This is a genomic window from Geobacillus subterraneus, assembly GCF_001618685.1.
GTDB classification, from domain to species: domain Bacteria; phylum Bacillota; class Bacilli; order Bacillales; family Anoxybacillaceae; genus Geobacillus; species Geobacillus subterraneus.
On record NZ_CP014342.1, the window covers coordinates 2,906,447 to 2,931,722 of the forward strand.

16 protein-coding genes, 1 pseudogene and 1 CRISPR repeat array are annotated in these 25,276 nt (G+C 52.3%); of the genes and pseudogenes, 4 read left to right on the plus strand and 13 right to left on the minus strand.

The genetic code is table 11. The annotated features are described in order from the left end of the window. Positions 1-7: 7 nt before the first annotated feature. The 11 genes and pseudogenes from cmr4 to GS3922_RS14160 form a co-directional block, all read right to left on the minus strand. Entirely contained in the window at positions 8-901 is an 894-nt protein-coding gene (gene cmr4 / locus GS3922_RS14115; RefSeq protein ID WP_063166862.1) for a type III-B CRISPR module RAMP protein Cmr4, read from the minus strand. Further along, positions 901-2,031, minus strand: a complete 1,131-nt coding sequence (locus tag GS3922_RS14120; RefSeq protein ID WP_063166863.1) for a type III-B CRISPR module-associated Cmr3 family protein — start codon at positions 2,029-2,031, stop codon at positions 901-903. The genes cmr4 and GS3922_RS14120 overlap by 1 nt, the downstream gene beginning before the upstream one ends. Then, a complete protein-coding gene (gene cas10, locus GS3922_RS14125; RefSeq protein ID WP_063166864.1) occupies positions 2,028-3,671 on the minus strand; it encodes a type III-B CRISPR-associated protein Cas10/Cmr2 in 1,644 nt (547 codons plus the stop codon). Before cas10 ends, GS3922_RS14120 begins: the two co-directional genes overlap by 4 nt. Then, positions 3,668-4,576: a type III-B CRISPR module RAMP protein Cmr1 gene (gene cmr1 / locus GS3922_RS14130; RefSeq protein ID WP_089135010.1), complete on the minus strand. Its 909-nt coding sequence runs from the start codon at positions 4,574-4,576 to the stop codon at positions 3,668-3,670. Before cmr1 ends, cas10 begins: the two co-directional genes overlap by 4 nt. Positions 4,577-4,586: 10 nt before the next feature. Next, positions 4,587-5,912 carry a TIGR02221 family CRISPR-associated protein gene (gene csx2, locus GS3922_RS14135; protein WP_063166866.1) on the minus strand — a complete coding sequence of 442 codons (1,326 nt, stop codon included), beginning with the start codon at positions 5,910-5,912 and terminating at the stop codon, positions 4,587-4,589. A 2-nt stretch (positions 5,913-5,914) separates the two neighbouring features. After that, complete coding sequence (locus GS3922_RS14140) at positions 5,915-7,117, minus strand: putative CRISPR-associated protein (RefSeq protein ID WP_063166867.1); 1,203 nt, start codon at positions 7,115-7,117, stop codon at positions 5,915-5,917. A gap of 433 nt (positions 7,118-7,550) precedes the next feature. Next, positions 7,551-9,454: a CRISPR direct-repeat array (repeat unit 30 nt; unit sequence GTTTCAATCCCTCATAGGTACGATAAAAAC). A 149-nt stretch (positions 9,455-9,603) separates the two neighbouring features. Beyond that, a complete protein-coding gene (locus GS3922_RS17700; protein ID WP_156485827.1) occupies positions 9,604-9,762 on the minus strand; it encodes a hypothetical protein in 159 nt (52 codons plus the stop codon). Between the two features lie 35 nt (positions 9,763-9,797). Continuing rightward, on the minus strand, positions 9,798-11,018 hold the full coding sequence (locus tag GS3922_RS14145) for a TIGR02679 family protein (protein ID WP_063166868.1): 1,221 nt from the start codon (positions 11,016-11,018) through the stop codon (positions 9,798-9,800). Next, complete coding sequence (locus tag GS3922_RS14150; protein WP_063167420.1) at positions 11,015-15,133, minus strand: TIGR02680 family protein; 4,119 nt, start codon at positions 15,131-15,133, stop codon at positions 11,015-11,017. Before GS3922_RS14150 ends, GS3922_RS14145 begins: the two co-directional genes overlap by 4 nt. Next, a pseudogene (locus tag GS3922_RS14155) lies at positions 15,078-16,290 on the minus strand (TIGR02678 family protein). Before GS3922_RS14155 ends, GS3922_RS14150 begins: the two are co-directional and overlap by 56 nt. After that, on the minus strand, positions 16,274-17,785 hold the full coding sequence (locus GS3922_RS14160) for a TIGR02677 family protein (RefSeq protein WP_063166870.1): 1,512 nt from the start codon (positions 17,783-17,785) through the stop codon (positions 16,274-16,276). The pseudogene GS3922_RS14155 and the gene GS3922_RS14160 overlap by 17 nt, the downstream one beginning before the upstream one ends. A gap of 144 nt (positions 17,786-17,929) precedes the next feature. On the opposite strand from GS3922_RS14160, the gene GS3922_RS14165 reads away from it, so the two are divergent. The 4 genes from GS3922_RS14165 to GS3922_RS14180 all read left to right on the plus strand — a co-directional run bounded on the left by GS3922_RS14165 (position 17,930) and on the right by GS3922_RS14180 (position 22,127). Next, entirely contained in the window at positions 17,930-18,493 is a 564-nt protein-coding gene (locus GS3922_RS14165; protein WP_063166871.1) for a hypothetical protein, read from the plus strand. 345 nt (positions 18,494-18,838) lie between these two features. Then, complete coding sequence (locus GS3922_RS14170; protein ID WP_082816610.1) at positions 18,839-19,723, plus strand: glycine betaine ABC transporter substrate-binding protein; 885 nt, start codon at positions 18,839-18,841, stop codon at positions 19,721-19,723. A gap of 16 nt (positions 19,724-19,739) precedes the next feature. After that, positions 19,740-20,867 carry an ABC transporter ATP-binding protein gene (locus tag GS3922_RS14175; protein ID WP_063167421.1) on the plus strand — a complete coding sequence of 376 codons (1,128 nt, stop codon included), beginning with the start codon at positions 19,740-19,742 and terminating at the stop codon, positions 20,865-20,867. A gap of 630 nt (positions 20,868-21,497) precedes the next feature. Continuing rightward, positions 21,498-22,127, plus strand: a complete 630-nt coding sequence (locus GS3922_RS14180; RefSeq protein ID WP_063166873.1) for an ABC transporter permease — start codon at positions 21,498-21,500, stop codon at positions 22,125-22,127. 223 nt (positions 22,128-22,350) lie between these two features. On the opposite strand, the gene GS3922_RS14185 is transcribed toward GS3922_RS14180, so the two are convergent. Next, positions 22,351-23,655, minus strand: coding sequence for a homocysteine synthase (locus GS3922_RS14185; RefSeq protein WP_063166874.1), 1,305 nt, complete (start codon positions 23,653-23,655; stop codon positions 22,351-22,353). A 176-nt stretch (positions 23,656-23,831) separates the two neighbouring features. After that, positions 23,832-25,262 (minus strand): Asp-tRNA(Asn)/Glu-tRNA(Gln) amidotransferase subunit GatB, encoded by a 1,431-nt coding sequence (gene gatB / locus GS3922_RS14190; RefSeq protein ID WP_063166875.1) that lies wholly within the window; start codon positions 25,260-25,262, stop codon positions 23,832-23,834. Positions 25,263-25,276 lie beyond the last annotated feature (14 nt).

The following is a 25,276-nucleotide window of genomic DNA, read 5'->3' on the forward strand; positions in this document are numbered from 1 at the left end:
CCTCCATTTACAGCCAAATGGTTCTCATCATTCCACGTCCTAGCGTACTGTTTCCGCCCAATTGAAAGACAGACGGAAATTTCCCGCTTTTCACTAAATACTGTTCAATGTCGTTCGCGGTGGTCAGTCCATTGATTCCGTTGCCGCGCGCATGGCCAATATAAAGGAAGCTGTAAAAGAACGTCTCCGGCGGCACATTTTCTTCGTACCAAAGCGCCCCATTGTCCACCGTTCCCGTCTCGTGGGAAATGCGAATACGTGCATTGACTTCCGTCGATAGTTTGACAAAATCGACAAAATCATCGTCAGACAGCACGACAAGACGTTCTGGAAGACGGAGGCGGCTGTATTCGCCAATGAGAGTCGCTAACTGTTCGGCAAGCTGTTGGGCCTCTCGTGAAATCGTGACGTCGAACGTATATTCTTCAAGGACGATGCGTCCATTTACGGCCATCAACCGGTCACTGCTCACCGTATTTGGCGCTGGAACTGGAAGCGGTTGAAAAGCGTTCTCTTTGCTGATTGTTTCTTGGTGAATGCTCATTTCCTGATTCCAGCGTTCAAGTACGTGAGGGCATGTAATCCAAGCAAACACGCCGCGAAGCGATTTGACAGGGAACAATAGCACACGAGCGTCGCTCAATGCAATAGCGCTCGCCTGCGTGACACTTTCCTCCCCTCGGTCAGCTCCAAAAATAAGGTCGAGCTCCTTCTTTTCTTCCGGCAACGCTTGTACCATATGATACCGCACTGCTCCTTTGAGAGAGGAACTCTCAATCTTCGGGAAACCAGTATGTTTCTCACGCTGGATCGGCAAGTCGACAAGCCCAATTTCACTTCCACTTCCCGCGTGGACAGACGTAACCGCATGCAAAACAAACGGACGAACAATGGAATACATTACAACTCCTCCTCACTTTCACTGGCACTGGTTACAATCGCAAAGCCAAAACCTTCTTCGGCTCCTTCATCGGTCAGATGAATGCCGTCAAGGACCGAGAAAATAAGCGGCAGTTCCTCATCACGCTCCACCTTCACGTAAACGACAGAACCGGCCGGAACCATCCATTTCCGTGGTTTTGGGCGATGATGGACGATATCCCACCCACCGTACAGCTCTGGACGGCCAATGGCAGAAGCAAGCCATTCAACGGTTGCGCCATTCGGCCATCTCCAATGCACGCCGTCAAAGGTGGCAGGGCGGGAACCGTTTGAAAAAATGGCAGGGGACAAAAACACGACTTTCGCTAGTTTTGTCCGTTGAATCGTCTGTTCAAGGGTCTTCCTTTCGTCCACGCTCCATAAACGAAACTGCTCCGGCGTTTGCCGAATCGACCAAGGGCGGTTCTCACCGCCAATCCGCGCCCATTTCACGGCAGAAAAGTCCGGCTCATCACTGATGTAAGCAACCAGCGAGGCATCGCCTAAAAAGCGGCTTTTCTCCACCCGGTACAAAAATTTCTCGCGGGCGGTTCGTTTGCTGTCATCCAATTGAATGCCCACTTTCGCTTCGCGCACGATAAATGACGATAAGGATCGAAGCGAGGTGATCGGCTGACTAGCGAGTAACGCGCGTTTCCATTCATCGACAGAAACGTAGCGATGTTGCGAACTTTTTGTTTTCTCCCTCCGTGATGAGGCAAGCCGCCATCCTGGGGACGATGAAGCGGGTTTTCGATCCTTGACTAGCTCCAACGGATACGCTGTGAGCGACTCCCCTTCCTCAACGACTTGATAGTCAAGTGGGAGAGGCAAAAACAGCTGATCCCCATCCGCAAGCCCACAATAATGAAGGCGAAACGCCCCATGTTCGTTCGGCGTGCCCATCCATTGCTTCACATGTTCGTCTGCGCCTCTGGCAAAGTCCTCAAACGAACTGTGTGTGTAAATATACGCCGCCCGCAACGCCCCGTAAATCGTGTTCGGCCGCGGCGGAAACATGGGCTCCATGACGGTCGTTTCCCCTGCTTGTGTGGCATGATGATTTTTGAAAAAAAACGTATCGGTCGGCCTCAATGTCAGCTTGGTCATACGTCGCTCCCCTCGCTCCGTCTAAAAAAGGTCAACATCTTTAACAAATGCAAAAAATCATAGCCGCGTGGCACGGCATCATACAGCGCCATGAGCGCATCCGTATGGCTGCGCAAATCACGTTCCTTCCATTGATTCCCTTCTTTCACTGATCGCTTGAGCAGACGGCGAAGCTCAACGGCCAGCATGTCACGGTTTTCCCATTTCGGGCAGTCCTTTTCGTGCAACAACGGCGCAAACGCTTGGGTAAAGTGGAAAATAAAGTTCGGTGAGATTGAAGTCTTTAACAAGGCAACGAATTGTTCTAACCGGCTTGATGCCATTTTTCCTTTGATCATCCACGGAAGTATGGCTTCGGCAATCTCACCCGACCGAGTATGCACCGCCAGTGCCAAGGCGTCTTTTTGCTGATTCGTCTGTTCGTTACGGTACTGTTTCGCTTTTTGTTCGAGTGCTCTTGCCTCATTTAGCACATGCTGCAGCGGCGCTTTTTTATGGGCAATCACCAATCCGAACGAAGCCGTCGCCCCTTCCCCTAACCCTTGCTGTTCATCACTGAATGCCAAGCGAAGCAGCTCAGCGGCCTTTAACGCCTCATCGACCGGCAAAAAGGCGAGCACATCATCACCGCCTGCATAGACAAGCTCACCATGACATTGTTGTTCGACAATGCGAGGAACGACTTCTTTGGAAAAGCGAGCGAGCTTTTGACTCGTCCGGCTGTATTCTTCTTTCTGTTCTCCGGAAAACCATCTGCCCATGTTATCGCCATCCATCATAAGCACCGCGTAGTAATCGCCCGAACCGATGTCCAGCACAGATGGGAACGGCCGAAATGACGCTCCGAACAAGTCCGTGAAGTAATCACGGGCAACACGCTTCCCTAAACAAATGCCGCATAAAAACTCATTGTCTTTCACGCGGCCAACGCGCCGTTCATCTTCACCGTCTCCATCTCTTCCTTGAAACTTTCCAGCCCTTCTCTTCCACAAATTTGCCGTTTTCCTCTTGATTTCGCCGTAACGATCAAAATCGTCGATTTCTTCTAGACGCAGCGCCTCCCGTTCCTTGCAGACAGAACAAACAAGCCCTTGCTGGGGAACAGAGGCGTAATGTTTCTCATTTTTCAACGCGCCTAATCGGCGTTCAGCCCGTTCACGCACAGTTCGGAATGATGCGGATGGCTCATACGGTTCCGCCACCCAATAAACTTCCAAAAACGATTGCACTTGCTGCTCCACCATCGTTTCAAGCTGTTGCCGCTCATCGTCTGACAGATGCGGGAACATGCGTGAGACCGCTTGAAAACAGAAATCGAGAAACACATTGCGGACGTCTTGTTCGGTTTCCCGCAACCAACCGCAAACGTCAGTTTCTGTACCTTCCATAACCGCTGTTAGGCGGTTGGGGAGCGAAGCAACACGAAGTTCACGAAGCGAGAGCGTGCGCAGTTCCTCTTTTCCAACTAGCGGATAAATCATCTCACAGCCGGCACCATATTGGTAAAAGCGTTTCATCGCCTCTCTTACCAGATGCGACAAAATATAGCTTCCGCTCCAAAAATCTTCTGTTTTGCGGGCCGATGCAATAAACGACTGTACAGGTCCCACCGTAAAAAGAACAATATATCGATTCGTCATACCCTCACCCCAACGATTTCCAAAAACCGCTTCCGGTCTTGTTCGTAACGCGGCTCATTGTACCGCTGTTCATTCGTCCTCACTTCTGAGATGATCGGATAATACCGTCCGCCGATTTTCCTTACTGTGCACCATAATGGCGAAGCGAGCTTATCCCTTCCGTGCACAAAGCCGAGCGTTCCGTACCGATTGGCCTCATGGGACGCTTTTCCAAACCCCTTCAGCACTTCGCTCGCGCTATCTTTTCCTTCCCCGACCCAGACAGCGAATAATATCGGGTGGGGCGTCTTCACAGCTGCGGTTCGCGCTACGATGCAGCCGCGACTTGCGAAGGAAAACGCCGATGCCACCCCGAGATGGCTCAACACGGTATGTAAACTATTGGCGTATTCTTCAACAGTGTTCCACTCGTGTCCTGTCCACTGCACCGCCCCAAATCCGCGGCGCGATCGTTGTCCGATCCCGGCGAGATGAAGCATATACTGGAAATACCATTCATACATCTCCAACTTTGATTCATGCCGTTTCCGCACCGAAACCGTCACTGTCACTTCTTTTCCGGCTGAAAGGGCGGGCACAGTGAAGGAAGACGACTTGTGCGGCAAAATGTTTTCTTTTTTCGCTCCCTGCACCGTCTCTGACATCGATAGATGAACAGGAGACTGCTGCTTCATCACCCTCGTTCCACCAAACATGATTTCCTCTTCCCGAAGCAGGTCATTGACATTCGGCTGATCCTGGAGCGTACGCCAAAAATAGCGCCACACCCCCCGCAGCGACGGGAGGCGAAACTCGGCTTGGGCCCGCGGCTCAGCTCCATGAATGGCCGCTGGCGTCAACAATACAAGCTGATACGGCGATTCGACAACAGCGGTCGCCGTAGCCGATTCATAACGTTCCATCATCTGCTCCCCTTTACTTTGACATCGACTTTGCCAACATCGACATCCGCTCAAAAAATGAAGAAAATTGTTCAAACAGCGCAACCGCCTTCGGCATAAACTTTTCTGCTGGCAGCGGATTGGGACGTGTGCCCGCATGGTTGATATCGTTGCGCAGCTCTTTGATTTGGCCAAACGGCTTCAATTCCTCCCGATAAGAGTCAAGCGCATTCGCCATCCGCTCCACCAACTCGAACGAATGAACCCGCCATTCGTCCCTCGGAATCCGACGCAGCACGATTTGAATGGTCGAATGGATGTCATTCCGCACCTCTTCCTTGCGTTCATCGAGCGAAAACGCCCGGCAAATCGCCGTCACTGTGTTTTCCTCAAGCATCGTTAGCGCTGATTGGATGAGTCCATGATTCAAACACCACCGAACCGCTTGCCAACTGTTGATGATCGGATCATCACTAAAAATGGCATACTTCTTTTCCATTTCGTCAAGCAGCGGAACAAGCGGTTTGACCGCTTCGGTCGGCGCTGAACGGACACGCGCCAGTTGTTCGCGAAATTTCCGCACTTCCTCATCAATGTCCAAACTCCGGCACGTGCGGATCGCTTTTTCTGTCTGATCCAATTGTTTCGCTAACTTGTTTAACGCCGCCACCTCGTTGCGCAGCTCTCGGCTTGCCGTTGGATCACAGAAGACGTGACGGTTTTCCTTTTCCGTCAGCGCCCGAATCAACGCCGCATCCCCCGTACGCAAAAACTGGTCGACGCCATTCGTCCAATCAAGCAAGCTGGCCATGCTCGTCAAATTGACAATCGGCGCCAATCGCTCTTCTGGCGGCAGTTGCTTAACATCCATCGGGCGCCCCAGCACCTCAAACCAGCCATACACAATTGCCCCGATCTCGGCCTTTTTCACCAAGCGGGCATAATTCAACACAATGAGTGCTACAAACGGAATGGAACGAAAACTATGGGTAATATCGAAATAGATCGTATCCCCTTCCCCAATTTCTGACATAACGCGATCAAACAGCCGCCAATTGGTCCGTTCATCCTGACCGTTGTCAATGTCAACCATCTTCACATTCGCTTCAGGGGCGATGCGGCGGAAAGCGGTCATTAGTCCTTCCAGCTGCTCTTCCCCTCTCAAGCGGTCCTCTCCATTTCGCTCCCGCGCTTCTTTTGTCGCAAACACAATGACATCCATCGGTTGCTCGCCGTGCAACAGCTCGTACACCGCCGTCTGAACAAAACGGGTATACGAGGAAGTTTTTCCCTCATACGTATAAAAACAATATTCATAGTCACTTAACCCTAAAAATGACAACAACACATGTCTTCCCATCGTCATGATCCCCCCGTCCCTACCAGTTGCGCCGTCACATCCGAAAATGATGAATCGTCTTCATAAATCCCTTTTCCTCTCACCGCCTCCCGCTCATACCGGTCATGATCGAGCCATAAGTAATTGGCGTACAGGCGGTCTTCCTCTTCGACATACCGATAGGCGAGCCGAAACGCCGTTTGGCCGTTGCTTGCCCCTTTGTATAAGTGATATTTGGCTTTGCGCGGATCAATCGTTTCAAACGATTTTTCATGGTACAAAACCGAAGCGTCGCCTTCACGATATTTTAATTTTTTGACTAGTTCTTGCATCTGTTGGTACACAAATAGCGACTGATGACGATTATGCCGAAGCATATCGGCCACTTGCCGCGATACAAAATAAGACGTTTCAAAAAGATGCTTATACTTTTCATGCTCGAGCAAAAACTGGCCAAACGCGCTCAAACAAACGAACTCTGCATCCCGATAAAATAAGGAAGGGTATTGTTCAATGCATTGCTTTTCTTGATAGGAAAGCTCGTTCATCGCCACCAAATCCATTTGGCACTTGCGAAGCAACTCAAAATAACGGCGCACAAATTGTTCGTCGATGTGAATCGGTACGGGTGGAATTTCATGCAAAACTTGTCCATCCTCGTGCATATAAGCAGTTGGATAGTTTAAGAATGCCCCAACAATATAGCCAAGCGAAGTCATCACTTTATACCCGCCGATCGGCGCAAAACAAGTCGTCGATGGCTCGCCGTGCATCAGGGCATTCGCAACCTTCGACATATACTCTCCCAGCGTTTCTTGCAATCGCCTCCGATGGTTCACATCTACTTCTACATACACAACACGGACATTCGCTTTAAAATCCCGTTCAAGCAAATGGACAAGCATCGCCTCAACGACCCGCCCTCCAACCGTGTCCGTAACAATGAGAACGATCGTCGGTCTCTCTCCTAGTTTTCCTTGTCGATGAAGCTCGTAAATCATCGAATACTCTGCACAAACACGGTTAGGCTGCTGAGCGGCCTCATGAGCAAACTGCCGGGCATGGCGCAACCAACGATCTATCTTGCTTTGTTTTTGTTCATCCACGTCCCGGTCATGAATCCAAGAACGAATCTCCCCTAGCGTCTCGTCTCGATTCACCGAAAAGACATTCCTAGCCCCCGTCAATAACGAAACGCCGCATGTCAATACAATGTGCTGATACAAGCCAATCTCTCTCCTATTCTTCAAATCTCCATCTAGCATGAACAAACCAGGAAAATATATCTATTTCTATACCAATTTTAAACTATTTTCCAAAATTCAAGCAAGTGATTTTATTATTTTCTTAATTCATAACAAATCGGTGAATCCTCTACTGCGGAAAGACATTTTGGAAGGCTGGTGATTTAAGGGAGTAGGCCGCTTCTCAATAACGTTTCTCAAATAATAGAAAAAACTGTAGCATCGTTCCTTCTTTGCACACGTTCACCCATTGATCAAGGGAAACTGCTGTTTTTCACCAGCCTTCTGGAAAACTTCGCATAAAAAATGGGCTGAACTAGCGATTGTGGGTCAAAATTTTTCGAGGAAGATAGGGAAAGAAAAACAGATAGAAAGTGGAGGGATAAGGATCTTTCCGCAAAAATAGTGCGCTGACGTTCCGGTCTCTCATAGGTACGATAAAAACCATTTTGGACTCGGAGGCGGATGTGTTGGATGATCTGTTTCAATCCCTCATAGGTACGATAAAAACCCAAAAACCACCGCAGAAATGCTTCTTATGTACGCGCAGATTTCAATCCCTCATAGGTACGATAAAAACGTATCGCGACAGGACGACGCCAAGCGGCTGCGAAATGAATTTCAATCCCTCATAGGTACGATAAAAACGGCGGGTTAGCCGATTGCCCTCGCTAGAAAACCACGCATTTCAATCCCTCATAGGTACGATAAAAACTGATATTGCTCATCGATAGCACTTAATTTTGTTTCATTTCAATCCCTCATAGGTACGATAAAAACTTGTGAAGAAGTTTGCCGGAGCGAAAGGAAACGCGAAATTTCAATCCCTCATAGGTACGATAAAAACCTATCCACCCGTTTGCAACCCGGCGGACGGGTTATTTATTTCAATCCCTCATAGGTACGATAAAAACGGAAAACATATAGTGACGCTCGTAGGACAGCTCAGAAGCATTTCAATCCCTCATAGGTACGATAAAAACTGGGAACGGGAGAACACTGCTGAACGTGTCAAGGTGTTTCAATCCCTCATAGGTACGATAAAAACGCGATAAAAAAGTAGAGCGTGTTTTGGTGGCTAAAGTTTCAATCCCTCATAGGTACGATAAAAACCTCTGTTCTGAAAGGTGACGGATGAGACCTGGAATGTTTCAATCCCTCATAGGTACGATAAAAACCTCTGTTCTGAAAGGTGACGGATGAGACCTGGAATGTTTCAATCCCTCATAGGTACGATAAAAACTGATGACCTCCCGTTTTAAAAAATGTAGAACAAAAAGTTTCAATCCCTCATAGGTACGATAAAAACTATCGGGTAGTGGCTCGGTCTGTCCTTGTAAACTCGGTTTCAATCCCTCATAGGTACGATAAAAACTCGTGTTCACATTGAGAGACGGAATGGACCCGCGTGAGGGTTTCAATCCCTCATAGGTACGATAAAAACGCCGATCTGCGTAGTATTCGGATTAGTCAAAAGGGTTTCAATCCCTCATAGGTACGATAAAAACTCATGCTCATAAATATCGTCCTCCTTCGTTATTGAACCGGTTTCAATCCCTCATAGGTACGATAAAAACATAAGGTCAAAATCATTTTTTTGTTCATCTAGCGTGTTTCAATCCCTCATAGGTACGATAAAAACATGATACTATCATGATACTTTTGACGTGTTTTTCCATTGTAGTTTCAATCCCTCATAGGTACGATAAAAACGTGAACGCGAACAGGAAATGTTCCACGACATCTAAGTTTCAATCCCTCATAGGTACGATAAAAACTGATCAAGAAATTGCTCGACACATTCAAATTGTCGCTAAGTTTCAATCCCTCATAGGTACGATAAAAACTGAGTCCAAAGTAGAGCGGTTGAAATCGTACCTGCAAGAAGTTTCAATCCCTCATAGGTACGATAAAAACTGCGATACCACTTTGTTTTATCGATCTTCAAGCTGTGTTTCAATCCCTCATAGGTACGATAAAAACGTGAACGCGAACAGGAAATGTTCCACGACATCTAAGTTTCAATCCCTCATAGGTACGATAAAAACTGATCAAGAAATTGCTCGACACATTCAAATTGTCGCTAAGTTTCAATCCCTCATAGGTACGATAAAAACCTTGTTCTTGTTGCGGTAGCGGGGTTATGACAACACTGTTTCAATCCCTCATAGGTACGATAAAAACGGACAGCTACCCTGCTAAACCGCATTGGGCACCGGAGTTTCAATCCCTCATAGGTACGATAAAAACGCCTGTTTCCTCGGTGTGTGAAAGAACGAATGGATACGGGTTTCAATCCCTCATAGGTACGATAAAAACCCCAAAAAGCGCTGCCATAACAAGCTTTCTCCTGCAACGGCAACTTCAGCATAACACGTTTCGAAGATTCTGTCAATCAAGTCTACCCTTGATGGCTGTAGGGATCAGGCGATCAAAACCAATGTCGTCGACCCCCTGGGGTTTTTGCGTCATTGGAGGTCGACGACAAACGAAGACTGCTTCCTAGCGTTTGGCGTGCCTTGTTTGCCGATTGCTGTTTGCCTAAGCGAGGGCAAGCGCTCGTCATGCGGTGAATAAAACCGGGGCGCCGCCTGCCCATCCATCGCAGGCAAGACGAATACAAACATTGGAATCCCAACACTTGCATGAACAAGGGCGAGTGCTAACTTTTTATGTCTCGAAGCAGTCGGCCGATGATCGCCTCTTGGTATCCCGCTTTTTCCGTTTTCGCCATCGCTTCTTTCACTGGCTGCAGCGGCGCTGACGCTACGGAGGCGAGTTTGGCGAGCCGCTCCGCAGGCAAGTGAACCGATGGGGTGGCGGCGAAGTAGTCATCGACGCTGTAGCGCCAGAGAACAGCCGCCGAGCTGTATCGCTCGAGAAAACGGTCGGCCATTTTCAAACCTTCCGGGTCAAAGTCGCCGGAGTAATGCAACTTGGCGCCTGAAGCTGCGAGCAAATCAAGGAGCCGCATCGTCGCTAAATTCATTTGCCCGTTCGTGCAGACAAGCGGGGCGTGGGTGTCAAGCAAGGTCGAGAAAACGCCCGCGTTTTCGACGACGTATACGATGCCGCCGTTGGCTGGATAGGCGCGAATGAGCGACAACACGTCCCTTAGCGGTGCATTCAATGCGCTGTTGGCTTCGACGGCAGCAGTGAAGACTGGGTGAGGGCCTTTCTTCGTTTCGGCCAACAAGTTGGCGCAGGTGGCAAAGTTCAAAATATCCTCGCGGAGCAGGCCAACGGACTGCAGCAATTCATTGACGCTCTCTACAGAGGTCACATCCCACTCACCTGGCACGGTCGCTTGCAAGGCCGACAGCAACACCTTGCCGGGGAGCGTTGACAGGTCAAAGGCGTGTGGATCGCCGGCGATGCGCTGGGCAAACAATGGGAGCCGCTCATACGAGCCAAGCGGCAAGCGGCGAAGGGCGGCGCCGGCAAGACGGATCGCCGCCGCCAACTCTTCGCGGTTTGCCTCATACGCCGCTTGGATGAACCGTTGGCCACAAATGTCTTCAAGCCAAGGGTGCTCGTGGGCGAGGTGCCCAAAAAACCGCTCCCGCTCCTTTTCGACTGCCTGGCGCTGTTCTTTTTTCGGCACGAGCGGCTCGCCGAAATAGCGCTCGAGCAGCTCGATGAGACCAACGCAGGCAAACCGTGTTCGTTCGAGTTGCTGTTCAAAGGCGGGCAGGGAAACGCGGGAAACGTCTCGGCCGAAAAAGGCGGCGATGACTTCGCGCTCGTTCTCGCTGAACGATGCCAAGGAGACGACGCCGCCAACACGGCCGAGCGACTCGTATTTCCGCTTCATTTCGACAAACAAGCGGCGAAAGCCCGGCTCGGAACGGAAAAAGGCAGCGGCCTCTTCGGCCCGGTTCATGTCTCGATCAACTCCCATTCTTCCTCATTCGCTACTAACTGTTTGATGCGCCCGTTCCAATAATACTGGATGACGGTGACAAACGGTGCATTGCGCGGACGGACGAGCTCGCAAATCGACAGGGCCGGCACGGTGTCGTAGTCACCCCAAAGCGCCTGCGAGTTCATGATGTAATTAAAGCCGAGCTGTTCAACAAGGCCGAACATCATGCGGATGTTGTTTTCATCGACGCCGGCGAACGCTTCATCAAGCGAGATGATGTACGGCGCATCATCGCCTGCTTCTTGATAGCGTGAATACGCCGCCGCAAACAGCGGAATGTACATCGCCAACGCTTTTTCCCCGCCGCTGAACCGATAAAAGCGCTGATTTGTCAGTTCGCGCTTCGGTTCGTGTTCTTTTTCATAGTAGAGGGTAAACGAAAACCATTTCCGATAGTCGAGCACTTCTTTTATAATTTGATGAAGCGTATTGCCTTGGCCGCGTTCCTCAAGCAGTTCGCGGGCGCGGGCGATTTTCGAGCGGAAATGGTTCGTCACCCGCTGCAAATCTTCCTCCTTGAGTAGCCGTGAATCCATCCGCAGCAACCCCACCAGCTCTTTCGTATCGAGCTCGTCTTCCGTCTCCGCCGTTTTCGGCTTCCATTGAATGGATAGAACGAGGCTCGATGACGTATCGATTTCGCTCATCCGCTTGTTCATGTCGTTCACCCATCGCTCCGCGCGTTGGATGCGGCTGCGCAAAATGCGGCCGACCGACTTTAAAATGACTTCCTCGTACAGTTCCCGGTCTTGTTCTTTCATATACTCGTGCTGCAACGCGATTTCCCGCTCAACTTCCGCCAAGACGACAGACGGCGTGGCACGCTGCCCTTTGTAGTCAAGGAAAATGACGTTTCGCTCTTGTTTTTCCCGCCAATCAACTGCTTTCATCGCCATTTCGTCGTCCGGCGCCGCGGTGCTCCATTCTTTCTCCTCGAACGGCAGCGATTCGAACGTCGCCCGGTATTCGGTCAAATTGGATGATTCTTGGAAAAAGATTGTGTTCAGCCGAGCCAGCAGCGAAGAGCGGCTGTCTTTCAATGTTCCCCCATACCGCTGTTTCGCTTCGCTCGCCTGCTCGCGAAGCGGGCGCGAACGGTCCAGCTCCACCAACTTGAGCGCCGCTTCACGGGCAAAGGCCTGCTCCCATGCGGCGGCCAGCTCGCGAGCGAACGTTTCCCGTTTCTCTCCTTGTTCCCGTTCTTCGGCAAGACGCGCAAGGCGCTGCTCGGTCCGCGCCCGCTCGTTGACTAGACGCGGAACTGCCTCGCGCAGGGTGTTAAGCCGCTCCCGCACGCGGGCGATTTCCGCGCGAATGTCATCCGCCCCCATTTGTTGGAGCGTTCGTTCGATCTCGGCCATGCGGAGCGCCAGACGTTCGTCTTCATCGAGCAGGCGATTCCGCTCCCCTTTGGCCTCATCGATGTCGTCGCGAAGCTCCTGCAGCTGCTCGCGCTGCTGGGTGATCATCGCCGCGACATAGAGCGCTTCTCGAACATGCACTTCCAGTTCATGCAAAAAGCGGAGATACGATTTCATCGCCAAGCGGGCTCGATCGCATCCTTCCACGGAAAACGCCACGTCAAGCCCTGCCGATTGCTCGCGCAACGTTTGCTTGAGGTGCTGCCACTCGCGAGCGAGACGGGATACTTTTTCTTGTTGCCGCTGCCAGTCGCGCTCTTTGCTTTCCGCGCGGCGGCGCGCTTCCTCCCGTTCCTCAAACGCCGCGCGCACATCGCGGTCCGATGGAAAGGCGGCAAACCACTCCGCCAATGCGGCTATATGAGCTTCCACCGCTTTGTGTTCCGCCTGCAGGCGGTCAAGCGCTTGCCGCAAGGAAGCGATCTCCTCTTCCAATGAAGCGATCTTCTCCATCCGCCACCGCCGCCTTGCCGCGCGGCCGATGAACATGGCGCGCTCGCGGGCGGGCGCATGACCGAGCACGAGACCAAGCGCATAGCGTCCGGCTTCATTAAGCGTCATGCCACTGTCTTGCGCCTCATCGGCAATGACGATACTGCGAAGCACGGCATCAATTCGCTCCGCAGCGACAGGCACATCTGCATCTGGCTGGAGATAATCGGCCAACGTATGCGCCATATGCACCGGGTTCGGGACGAGCACCCGGTCATACGTCACCGCCATATCGCGGTCAATGATCAGCGCGTCGAGCAGTCCGGCATGGGCGAGCGCCGATTCGATCCGCTCGCGGACAGGCTCGGGCACATGGTCGAAAAATTCGACTGCCGCATACAGCGGAACGGAAACAACTCCTTGTTGCTCCAACTCTGCGCGCATGGCGTCCGTCTGTGGATCGCGTTCCGGTTCTGGGTCTTGTTCCATCTGCCAATGGCGAAGCTCCTGGTCGCGCTCGGCGAGCTGGTCGCCAAGCAAGCGCATTTCGTGTTCAAGCCGCCATTTTTCATCGTTTTTCTTCCCGACGGCATCATAATACGCCGCCGTGAACGGCTGCTTGAGGTCATCGATGGAATATTGATCATACAAGCCGTCCGTCTGTCGCAAAAACGTCTGAATGCGCGCTTCGTCCACCGTGACGCCGCCGCGCTCCAGCCAAACGAGCACCGCTTGTTCCCACCGCTCTTTTTCTTGGTCAAGCAGTTCGTCCCATTTCCGGTATTGATGCCGCCATTCGTCAACTTCCCGCTGCAGTTCGCCCGCTTCTTTGCTTGCTTCTTCATAGCGCGCTTGCAGGCCTTCATGACGCCGCCAAAGGTCGGCGAGCGCTTCGAGTCGTTCCGCATGGCGGTCCGCTTCCTGCTTCCAAACCGTAAACGGAAACTCACGCTGTTGGTGATGATGACGGAAAAAATCGTCTTCATTCACTTCATGGCCGGCAAACGCCCCTTCGTCCGCGTCGGCGCGCAACTGCGCCAGCGTTTCTTCTACCTTCCGTTCCAGCTCATCGAGGCGCGCTTCCGCCTCATCGATTTGATGGCGGCGCTGCCGTTCAAGCCGCTCCTTCTCTTCGATTACCTGCTCTTGCCGCTCCCGCCGCCTCGCTAGGTCGCGCTGCTGTTCCTTTAACTCTTCGTGCTTTTCGGCTTGTTGAAAGACTTCATGGCCCGCAAGCTCCACTTCCCGTTCACGCAACACGTCTTCTTCCCGGCCGAGGCGGGTGATCTCCTCATCCAGCTCATCGAGCCGCTGCCGCGCTTTGTTCTCCTCTTCTGACCTTGCTCGCTGCTCAGCGGCGAGCTGTTCGGCTCGTTGGACCGCTTTCTCGTATTCCACGGCTTTTTCGGCAATCATATATTCATTGTAATGACGGTAATGGTCGCAAAGCCGCTTGAGCGCCCGCGCATCGCGCTCGAGCTGCTCCAGCTGCTGCTTTGCTTGGTCCATATTTTCAATCGTCTCGGACAAATGGCGCAATTCCTCATCGGTTAACGGCGGCAATGCGCTTTCCAAAATTTCGTAAATCACCGTCGGCTTGAAATCTTTCGATAATTTCGGGCTTCGCAATTGAATCAACAGCTCGATCAACTCTTGAAACGCCTCGAGCGATTCGAAGCGAAACACATGCTTATTGACGAGCTCCATATATTCTTTTTGCGTCTCGACCACCGTTCCCCCGGCGCCGAGCGCATCGGCGAGCTCGCGCTTTGTCAAAGGAATTTTCTCGCCCGTTTTTTCTTTTTTGTACAAGTCAACATCATGGCCGATGCGGCGGTTGTCCAAAATGACAAAGCCCCAAAAGTCGAGATTTTTTTGCCGTTTCGCTCGCAAGCCGATGCCGGTCGTGAGATATTGATCGGTTTCGGTCCGCTTATATTCGAGAAACAAATAGCCGGTCCGCTCATCGCGGTTGACGACATCTTTTTCCCCGAGCAAGTAATCTTCCATTCGCCGCGCCCGCGAACCGAACGGATCGAGCCGGTCGGGCGTCTTTTTCCCGTCAAGCAGCACCGGGATCAAGCTTTGCATCGTCACCGATTTGCCCGCTCCATTGCTTCCGCGCAAAAACAACTTTCCGTCAGCAAAATGAAAATATTGTTCATCATAATACCAGAAATTGATCAATCCCGCGCGATGCAACATCCACCGATCCGCCATCATAGTTCCCTCTCTTTCGCTTGAAAATCGTCCGGGTATCGCCCGCACAGCCGCCCAAGGAGCGGGTAGAGGACGACCATGCCCGTCTCGGGATCCGTGTCTGCCATTCGCCATGCTTTCAGCTCCGCCAACACCTCGCGGGCTAACTCCGCAAGCGATGCTTCGCGATGCGTCTTCCCCCATCCAGCTTCGTAGCGACGCTTCGTATCGGCGAGCGATTCAGAAAACTGCGCCGGCGTCAGCCAAAGGCGCCCGTACTCGTCCGGCGGAAAGGACGCCAACCGCTCGCGGACGACGGCGGCAAAATGAAGGATGATGTCAGACGTCCCTTTTAGATCGGGAAAGAGCGTATACGGCGCCTGCCGTTCCGGAATCGTCAACATGGCGACGTTTTTGTACAGCTCATATCGAAACGGCGTATGGGACTCAATATCCTCACGCAGCCGATGCCGGAAGTTGCGCAAGTAATAAAAATCTTGCTCGTCGCCTTCTGTTCGGTGTACAGCCGGTGATAAAAACAGCTTCCGGTACAGACGATGGCGCCGGTAATCTTGCGGCGCTGCTTTCCATTCTTCCGCCAACAGTTCATCAATCGACGTATATTGCAGCAAGTCTTTCGGATATGTGCGCATAAAGTAGCGCGCCAACACCGGCACTTCATAAAGCGCTTCTTCGTCCGCATGTTGCGCGAACGCTTCGATCTCTCCATCCATCCGGCGGATCAGTCCGATTTGTTCCGCTGTTTTCAGCACACGAATGAGCGCGCGCCGCTGCGAATAGTTCGTCCAATCGACCGGCACATCGCCCGGATACATAGCGCGGATTTCCTCGCATACATCGGAAAGCAAAAATTTTTCCTCAACCGCCTTGCTTTCAACATACGCCATCAAGCAGCAAAACAGCGCATAGTCGAGCGGCTCTTGAAACGACGGAATCCCCATCCACGGCTCCGGCTCAGCCGGAATTTTTTCGAGCTTCGCGAAATGCCGGTGCACGATCAAACGGTAGCCGAACTTCTCCTCGACGTATCTTTTGAGCACGTGTTCGCGTTCGCGGACAAGCTGATACCGTTCCGGGTCGGCGTCGCGGACGATCCAAAATTGTTCAAATAGCGCCGCCAACGCTTCTTTTGCTTTGTCATCAAACGCCGTCTCCATCTTCACTTCCTCCTTCCGCCATCACTTCGATTTCGTAGTTGGGCATCACAAGCGTTCCGTCTTCAGCATGAAGGCAAATCGTGTCGTCCCGACGAACAATGCGGATGTTCCAGCCGTTCTCCGTTTTCACGGTTGGCTGTTCTTTCCCCATCGCTTTGGCGATCCAGGCGAGCAACGTCTTCCGTACGTACGGGGTCACTTCGCCGAGTTCGGCCAGCACGATTTTTCCGTCTTTCACCAGCTGTTTCAGTTCGGCTTCCTCGCGTGCCTTCTCCTCCAAATAGCGGCGGCGCGCTTCTTCTTTTTCCCGCTTTTTCTCCTCGATCGCCTGCGGTTTCTTCTTTTCTCCATAATGGCGCACGCGCGGTTTCGTCACCCATTCCATCGGCGCCTCTTCCCAAACATCGCGATACATATCATCTGTCGCCTCATTGTCTGCGATCAGATGTTTCGTATGGAAGCAGCCGAACACGACCGCCGACAAACAGTGCGCCTCTTCGATCGAGGACAGCTTCGAAAACCAGCTCGCCAAGTGCAAATAATCGCCTTTGCGGCTGCGAAAGTGATGATGCCGCTCACCAAGCCGCTGCACGATGCGCGTCAAGCGACGAATCGCTTCGTTCGTCTGATGCTGCAAAAACGCCAGCTCGCTTTCGTGGCCGTCCCGACCTAAAAACCATTCGCGCAAACTGCGCCACGTCTCGCGCTTTTCTTCGATGCATTCGGCGCGCGACGGAGCGCTGTCGACAAAGCGTGGAATCGACCGCTCATAATCGACTACGTACTCAATGAACCGGTTCACCCCTTCGTCTGGAAGGTCTTCCAACAGCCGCTCAATTTGCATCGACGTCTTCTGTAAAGCGACGATAAAATCACGCAAATAGGCGGTAAATTGTTCCTTGTAAACGAGAAACGATTCCGCCGTCATCCGTTCTTCCAAATTTTCGCTATGCAAATAGGCGATATAATCGGCCGAATGGTGAATGATTTTTTTGAAATAATCAAACGTCTCCTCCCACACTTGGTGTATTTCATCTGGTTTTTCTTGGAAATTGGCAGAAATGATCGTTTCCATGCGGGAAAGGGATGCGTACAGACGGTCAAACCGCGTTTTCTCGAGCGAACCGCCGAACGAGTCGCCCAACTGTTCGAGCGTGCGAATCATTCGCTCTATTTCCACTGTGTACGGGCTGCATTGATAGCGAAAGCGTTTTTTCTTAAACTCCTCGATCGTCCGTACATGAGAAGTCTCTTGACGGGCGATCAAATTGTTCCATTTGACAAGCTGATCGAGGTCTTGCTGCAAATCATCCTCAGTATAATCGGCAAATTCGTTATGCTGTTTCAAAAACGCATACACTTCTTCAGGGAACAAATATTGCCGCATCCGTTCGTGCTGAATGTAGAAATACCGCAAAATCGCGCGGTAACGGTGCGCATTTTCCGCCGACAAATACTTTGTTTCGACAATTGGCTTCAACCAAGAAGCATCCATCCTCGTCCACCTTCGCCTCTCCTTTTTCTACTCATTATTGTAAGGTGTGGTTCTTTCTTTTGCTAGTGAAAGCTATTTTCCGAATTTTTCCCGCCATCCATGCGCTTTTTTTGTAAAATAGAGACCAAAAGGAGGTGAATCGACATGGAGGCGCTGTTGCGAAAAATTTTGCATGAGGTGAAAGCAACGCGCACGGCAGCCGAGTCGCTCAAACGGCGAGTCGGCGCTTTAGAGGGACAAGTCGCCCAGCTCAATGAACGAACAAGCGCCCTCGAGACGCAAGTCGCCCAACTCAATGAGCGGACGAGCGCTCTTGAGACGCAAGTCGCCCAGCTCAATGAACGAACGACCGCTCTTGAGACACAAGTCGCCCAGTTGAATGAACGGGCGAGCGCTCTTGAGCAGCAATTCGCCCAATTGAAGGAGCGGACGACCACGCCCGAACAGCGCATCGATTTGCTTTACAAGCGCACGGCGGAAACGAAGGCGGTTGCCGAAGCGCTTCGCCATGGGCAGGAAGGGCTGACCGCGAACTATGAGGCGATGGCTAACGACCTCCACCAAATGAAAGGCGACCTCACCCACGTCACATCGATCCGCGAAGACAAGGTGCTGCCGGCTCTCGCCGAACATGAAGCGGGACTGCACGTCCTCAACGCCCGCGTCTTCAAAACCGAAAGCATTCTTCACCACCTCGTCCATGCGTAAGATGATTCCTCAACAGATCATGAACCCACTCGTTTCGATGGATCCGGCCGCTTACCGCAGCCGGTTTTTTCCTCCTATTCAACCCGAACCTCTCGAATTCGGAGTATTCTGGAGAATTCGAGAGCATTCCCGAGCATTTGTAAGCATCGATGAGGAGAGAACACCTCTCACGGCGAGAGCAGGCGACAGGCGGATAGATCGGCTGATACCAAATTTGCCAGCTGCACCCAAATTGCGTTATCCTCTTTATTGTGACGCTTTTTCATCCCTCTGCGTCGTTTGGCCGCTTTTTCCCCTCTTGTGATATTATCCAAAAAAGGAGGAATCGTTTTGCGTAAATGGTTCATGTTATTGCTCGCTGTCGGGCTTGTGTTCGGACTGGCCGCCTGCAGCGAGAAACGTGATGCGAAAGGGCACATTGTGATTAGCGGAAAAAAATTTACCGAGCAGGTGATTTTGACGCATTTATTGGCTGAGTATGTGAAGGCCAACACCGATTTGGACGTGGAAGTGAGGGACAGTCTAGGCGGCGCCTTTATGCTGCAGCAAGCCATTGAAAACGGAGACGTCGACATGTACGTCGAGTACACGGGAACAGGGTATTTAAACATTTTAAAACAGCCGTACGATCCCGCAAAAACGCCCGAACAAATCTATAATGAAACGAAGAAGTTATATAAGGAAAAATACAACATCGCTTGGCTCAAACCACTCGGATTTAACAATACGTACGCATTGGCGATGCGAAGAGACCTTGCCGAAAAGCTCGGGGTCAAAACGTACTCTGATTTAGTGAATCATTCGTCTTCCCTCACCTTTGGGTCAGACGCCGAGTTTTTTGAGCGAAGCGACGGCTATGACGGGCTTGTCGATACGTACGGATTCCAGTTCAAAAAAACGGTCAACATCGATCCGGACTTGCAATACGAAGCGGCGAAAAACGGGGAGATTGACGTCATCACAGCCTACACGACGGATGCCCGCATCAAAAAATATGATCTCGTCGTGCTCAAAGACGATAAACATTACTTCCCGCCGTACCACGCCGTGCCGATCATCCGTCAAGACGTGTTGGACGCCAACCCAGGACTTGAGGAAGCATTAAACAAATTGGCCAACATCTTAACGGACGAAAAAATGATGGAACTGAACGGCGAAGTGAATTTGGAAGGAAAACGGCCGCGCGAAGTGGCGATAGACTTTTTGAAATCGGAAGGACTGATCGACTAGAAAGCGAGGAATGTGGATGATTCGATTTGAAAACGTCACAAAACAGTATGAGGATGGATTTGTCGCCTTAAAAAATATCAATCTTGAAATCCGTAAAGGCGAGCTTGTCGCCCTCATCGGACCGAGCGGCTGCGGAAAAACGACGACGATGCGAATGATCAACCGGTTGATCGAGCCGACGTCGGGAACCGTATATATCGATGGGCAAGACATTTCTGCGCTTGATCCGGTCGAACTGCGGCGCAACATCGGCTACGTCATCCAGCAAATCGGGTTGTTTCCGCATATGACGATCGCGGAAAACATCGCGCTCGTGCCGAAGCTGAAAAAATGGGAAAAAAGCGCCTATGAAAAGCGGGTCGATGAGTTGCTTGACCTCGTCGGCTTGGATCCATCGACGTTCAAGCACCGCTACCCGTCAGAGCTCAGCGGCGGCCAACAGCAGCGCGTTGGCGTTGTCCGCGCGTTGGCCGCGGAACCGGATATTATTTTGATGGATGAGCCGTTCAGCGCCCTCGACCCGATCAGCCGCGAACAGCTGCAAGATGACATCGTCCGCTTGCAAGAGGAGATTCATAAAACGATCGTCTTTGTCACCCACGATATGGACGAGGCGATTAAAATCTCCGATCGGATCGCGCTGATGAAAGACGGGGAAGTCGTCCAGTTTGCGACGCCGGACCAAATGCTTCGGCGGCCGGCGAACTCCTTTGTCCGCGAGTTTATTGGTGAAGACCGTTTGCTGACCCGCCAGACAGCCGTGCCGACAGCGGAAGATTTAATGTCCGATGCCGTCGCCACGATCGCACCGCGGCGCGGCTTGGCTGAAGCGTTCCGGCTGATGAAGGCGCGAAAGGTCGACAGTTTGGTCGTCGTCGATAAAAAGCAATCGTTTCTTGGCATCGTGACGCTCAAACAAATCGAGCAACGATACAATGAGGAACATTTGCTTGTCGCCGACATCGCCGATTACGATGTGACGACATTACAAAAAGAAGCGGATGTGACAGACGTCGCCGCCTTGTTCCAAGACCCGGACGTGCGCATCATTCCGGTGCTCGATGGCGACCGCCTTGTCGGCGGCATTACGCGCTCCAGCATGATGCGCGCGCTCGCTGAGTGGACGTTCCAGCAGCACGCATAAAGACATCAACCAAGGGCAGAGGGGGGCCGGTTCTCCCCAGAGGCCCGGTGATTTACGGGAGCATGCCGCTTCACAATATCATTTCTCAAATAAAAAACCTTGCAACATCGGTCCTGCTTTTCACATGTTCACTCATCGGCCACGGGAACCAGCTGTTTTTCACCAACCTTCTAGGAGGCTGGGGATTTAATCCTAGATACGGCTTTGCAATGTCATTTCTCAACTAGAAAAACTCTGATGCATCGGTCCTATTTTTCACATGTTCACTCATCGGTCAGGGGAACCAGCTGTTTTTCACCAATCTTCTAGTCTTGTGGACGGATGGAAGACGGCCGCACATCAAAAGCGAATCGGGTGTGATTGGCTCGATAGCCGCTCGTCTGAAAAGCAGGCGATCAGAAACGATTCGCCCGTTGGCAGCTGGTCGGTGTGGACGCAACTTCCCCTTCAGAATACGACGAGGCCCCCATTGGCGGCTGAATTCCGCTGATGACAAGGAGGCGGTTGGCTCGCCGCCTCTTTTTCACCAAAGAGGGATACCATGACAGCGGCGGCCCATCTGTCACCGTTTTTTCAATAAGGAAGACGACGATGAACGGGGCCGCTGCTTTTTCACCAAGGAGGGATACAATGGAATTATTGCGAACGTTTATTGAGCGACGAGAAGAGATTTGGATCGCTTTTCAAGAGCACGTACTGTTATCCGCGATTGCCATGGGCATTGCCATCGCGGTGGCTGTGCCGCTCGGCGTCGCGTTGACACGGTATCGCAAACTCGCCGAGCCAATCATCGGCATCGCCGCCATCATCCAAACGATTCCGAGCTTGGCGCTGCTTGGGTTTATGCTGCCGATTTTCGGCATCGGCAAACTGCCGGCGATCATCGCCTTGACGCTTTATGCCTTGCTTCCGATTTTGCGCAACACGTACACCGGCATTCTTGGCGTCGACCCGGCGCTCGTTGATGCCGGACGAGGGATGGGGATGACATCGCGGCAAATTTTATGGATGGTCGAGCTTCCCCTCTCGCTTCCCGTCATTATGGCCGGCGTGCGCACCGCGACGGTGCTGACGATCGGCGTCGCCGCTTTGGCGACGTTTATCGGCGCCGGCGGGCTTGGCGACTTGATCGACCGCGGCTTGCGCATCGCCGACAAAAACTTGATTTTCGCCGGCGCCATCCCAGCCGCCATATTGGCGATTGCCTTCGACTGGTTGCTGCGAAAAATAGAAAAGAAAGTGACACCCAAAGGGCTGTGATCAGCCCTTTGGCGCCGTCCCAGCAAAAATGCGAACACCGCGCCTCTGCCCTTCCATCTCGGAACGGCCGGAACAGGCTGGCATCAATACTAATGAATCTCTCCCTCAAGCCATGCGAGTAGGGAACGCATATTCGGAGGAAGAACAATCGTCAAACGCTTTCCATATACAACCCCCGCACTTTGAAAGCCACCCGCTCGCCGGGTGGCTTCTTCCTTCCTAACTATTTCACCCCCACCGTCTGGCTTTGGCGAATGGCTTGGCGCAAGTCGTCCAAAATGTCGTCAATCGCTTCGGTGCCGACGGACAGGCGGACAAGGCCCGGGGTGACGCCGGCGGACAGCTGTTCGTCCGGGCTCAGCTGCTCGTGCGTTGTGCTGGCCGGGTGGATGATGAGCGATTTCGAATCGCCGATGTTGGCCAAGTGCGAGAACAGCTTGACCGAGTCGATCAATGTTTTCCCGGCTTCGACGCCGCCTTTGATTTCAAAGGTGACGATCGCTCCTTGCCCGTTTGGCAAATACTTTTTCGCCAGCTCATGCGACGGATGGCTTGGAAGCCCTGGATAGCTGACCGATTCGACAGCCTCTTCCGCTTCCAAAAACTTCGCAACGGCGAGGGCGTTTTCGCTATGGCGCTGCATCCGCAAGTGAAGCGTCTCCAACCCTTGCAACAGCAAAAACGCATTAAACGGCGACAGCGCCGCCCCTAAGTCGCGCAACAGCTGAATGCGCGCTTTCGTGATGTACGCCGCTTCGCCGACGGCATCGACATACACCAGCCCGTGGTAGCTTGGGTCAGGTTCGGTGAACTCCGGAAACTTGCCACTTCCTTTCCAGTCAAACTTGCCGCTGTCCACAATCACGCCGCCGATCGAATTGCCGTGGCCGCCGATAAACTTCGTCGCTGAATGGACGACGATATCGGCGCCGAATTCAATCGGCCGCAGCAAGTACGGGCTGGCGACCGTGTTGTCGACAATGAGCGGAATGGCGTGGCGATGGGCGATGGCGGCGACCGCTTCGATGTCGAGCACATCGTTTTTCGGGTTGCCGATCGTTTCGGCAAACACTGCTTTCGTTTTGTCAGTAATAGCTTTTTCGAAGTTTTCCGGATCGGACGGATCGACAAACTTCACCGTAATGCCAAACTTGCGCAGCGTATGGGCGAACAAGTTGTACGTGCCGCCGTAAATGGACGAAGATGACACGATTTCATCGCCCGCTGAGGCGATGTTGATGAGCGAATAAAACACCGCCGCCTGCCCCGATGAGAGCGCGAGCGCCCCAACGCCACCTTCTAACGCCGCGATTCGCTTTTCAAGCACATCGTTCGTCGGATTCATAATGCGCGTATAAATGTATCCTTCCTCTTTCAATCCAAACAAATTGGCCGCGTGCTCACTGTCGCGGAAGACATACGAACTCGTCTGGTAAATCGGCACGGCCCGCGCGCCCGTTTCCCCATCCGGTTTTTGCCCGGCGTGGATGGCGAGCGTTTCCGGGCGGAATGTGCGTTCATTGCTCATCGTTTTCCTCCCCCTCGGTTTGGTTTCTTCCTCTCCCGCTCCTCTTGGTGTTGATATCCAACTAGTTTTATATAAAAATCTACCATTCCGATCAGGGGATGTCAATCAAGTTTTTTCAAAAGTCTAAAAAATCAATGAACGAAACAAGCCTGCGAATCGCAGGCTTGTCCGATGAGTTACCGCTTGTTGATTTCTTCGATGAGCAGCTTGTTGACAAGCGGCGGGTTGGCTTGTCCTTTCGTTGCTTTCATCACTTGGCCGACGAGGAAGCCAAGCGCGCGGTCTTTGCCGTTTTTGAAGTCTTCCACCGATTGCGGGTTGGCGTCGAGCACTTCGAGCACGATTTTGCGCAGCGCTCCCTCGTCGGAAATTTGCACGAGCCCTTTTTCTTTGACGATTTTCTCCGGGTCGCCGCCTTTTTCAACAAGCTCTTTGAACACTTTTTTCGCGATTTTCGACGAAATCGTGCCGTTTTGGATCAGCTTGATCATCCTAGCCAAGCTTTCCGGCGTCAAGGCGATGTCATGGAGCTCTTTTTGCTCGGCGTTTAAGTAACCAGATACTTCGACCATAAGCCAGTTGGACGCCAGTTTCGGGTCGGCGCCGTTGGCGACGGTCGCTTCAAAGAAGTCGGCCATTTCTTTCGTCAAGGTGAGCACTTTGGCGTCGTATTCCGGCAAGCCCCATTCCTCGATATACCGCTTCCGACGGGCGTCCGGCAGCTCCGGAATCGAGGCGCGGACGCGCTCTTTCCATTCGTCGTCAATATAAAGCATGACCAAGTCCGGCTCCGGGAAGTAGCGATAGTCTTCCGAGCCTTCTTTGACGCGCATGAGGATGGTCGTTTTTGTCGCTTCGTCAAAGCGCCGCGTTTCTTGACGGATGACGCCGCCCGAGAGCAAAATTTTCTCCTGCCGCTTCGCTTCGTACTCGAGCCCCATGCGGACGAAGTTGAACGAGTTTAAGTTTTTCAACTCCGTTTTCGTGCCAAATTGGTCCGATCCGATCGGCCGGAGCGAAATGTTGGCGTCGCAGCGGAGCGATCCTTCTTCCATTTTGCAGTCGGAAACGCCGGTATATTGGATGATCGCTTTTAATTTTTCCAAGTAGGCGTACGCTTCTTCCGGCGAGCGGATGTCTGGCTCGGAGACGATCTCAATGAGCGGCGTCCCTTGACGGTTAAAATCCACGAGCGAATAGCCGTCGCCCGTATGCGTCAGCTTGCCGGCGTCTTCTTCGAGATGGATGCGGGTGATGCCGATTTTTTTCTTTTTTCCGTTTACTTCAATTTCAATCCAGCCATTTCGGCCAAGCGGCTGATCGTATTGCGAAATTTGGTACGCTTTCGGGTTGTCCGGATAAAAGTAGTTTTTGCGGTCGAATTTCGTCTCGGTCGCGATTTCGCAGTTTAACGCCATCGCCGCTTTCATCGCAAACTCGACCGCCTGTCGGTTCAACACCGGCAGCACGCCTGGATACCCTAAGTCAATGACGTTCGTTTGCGTGTTCGGGGGCGCGCCGAACGCGTTCGGGCTGCTGGAGAAAATTTTCGATTTCGTTTTCAGCTCGACGTGCACCTCAAGTCCGATGACCGTTTCAAAGTTCATCACCTAACCCCCCC

What these genes read in the sequence shown, in the direction of transcription:
- cmr4 (WP_063166862.1), bottom strand. Translation starts at nt 901, where the DNA reads ATGTATTCCATTGTTCGTCCGTTTGTTTTGCATGCGGTTACGTCTGTC.
- GS3922_RS14120 (WP_063166863.1), bottom strand. Translation starts at nt 2,031, where the DNA reads ATGACCAAGCTGACATTGAGGCCGACCGATACGTTTTTTTTCAAAAAT.
- cas10 (WP_063166864.1), bottom strand. Translation starts at nt 3,671, where the DNA reads ATGACGAATCGATATATTGTTCTTTTTACGGTGGGACCTGTACAGTCG.
- cmr1 (WP_089135010.1), bottom strand. Translation starts at nt 4,576, where the DNA reads ATGATGGAACGTTATGAATCGGCTACGGCGACCGCTGTTGTCGAATCG.
- csx2 (WP_063166866.1), bottom strand. Translation starts at nt 5,912, where the DNA reads ATGGGAAGACATGTGTTGTTGTCATTTTTAGGGTTAAGTGACTATGAA.
- GS3922_RS17700 (WP_156485827.1), bottom strand. Translation starts at nt 9,762, where the DNA reads ATGTTTGTATTCGTCTTGCCTGCGATGGATGGGCAGGCGGCGCCCCGG.
- GS3922_RS14145 (WP_063166868.1), bottom strand. Translation starts at nt 11,018, where the DNA reads ATGAACCGGGCCGAAGAGGCCGCTGCCTTTTTCCGTTCCGAGCCGGGC.
- GS3922_RS14150 (WP_063167420.1), bottom strand. Translation starts at nt 15,133, where the DNA reads ATGGCGGATCGGTGGATGTTGCATCGCGCGGGATTGATCAATTTCTGG.
- GS3922_RS14160 (WP_063166870.1), bottom strand. Translation starts at nt 17,785, where the DNA reads ATGGATGCTTCTTGGTTGAAGCCAATTGTCGAAACAAAGTATTTGTCG.
- GS3922_RS14165 (WP_063166871.1), top strand. Translation starts at nt 17,930, where the DNA reads ATGGAGGCGCTGTTGCGAAAAATTTTGCATGAGGTGAAAGCAACGCGC.
- GS3922_RS14170 (WP_082816610.1), top strand. Translation starts at nt 18,839, where the DNA reads ATGTTATTGCTCGCTGTCGGGCTTGTGTTCGGACTGGCCGCCTGCAGC.
- GS3922_RS14175 (WP_063167421.1), top strand. Translation starts at nt 19,740, where the DNA reads ATGATTCGATTTGAAAACGTCACAAAACAGTATGAGGATGGATTTGTC.
- GS3922_RS14180 (WP_063166873.1), top strand. Translation starts at nt 21,498, where the DNA reads ATGGAATTATTGCGAACGTTTATTGAGCGACGAGAAGAGATTTGGATC.
- GS3922_RS14185 (WP_063166874.1), bottom strand. Translation starts at nt 23,655, where the DNA reads ATGAGCAATGAACGCACATTCCGCCCGGAAACGCTCGCCATCCACGCC.
- gatB (WP_063166875.1), bottom strand. Translation starts at nt 25,262, where the DNA reads ATGAACTTTGAAACGGTCATCGGACTTGAGGTGCACGTCGAGCTGAAA.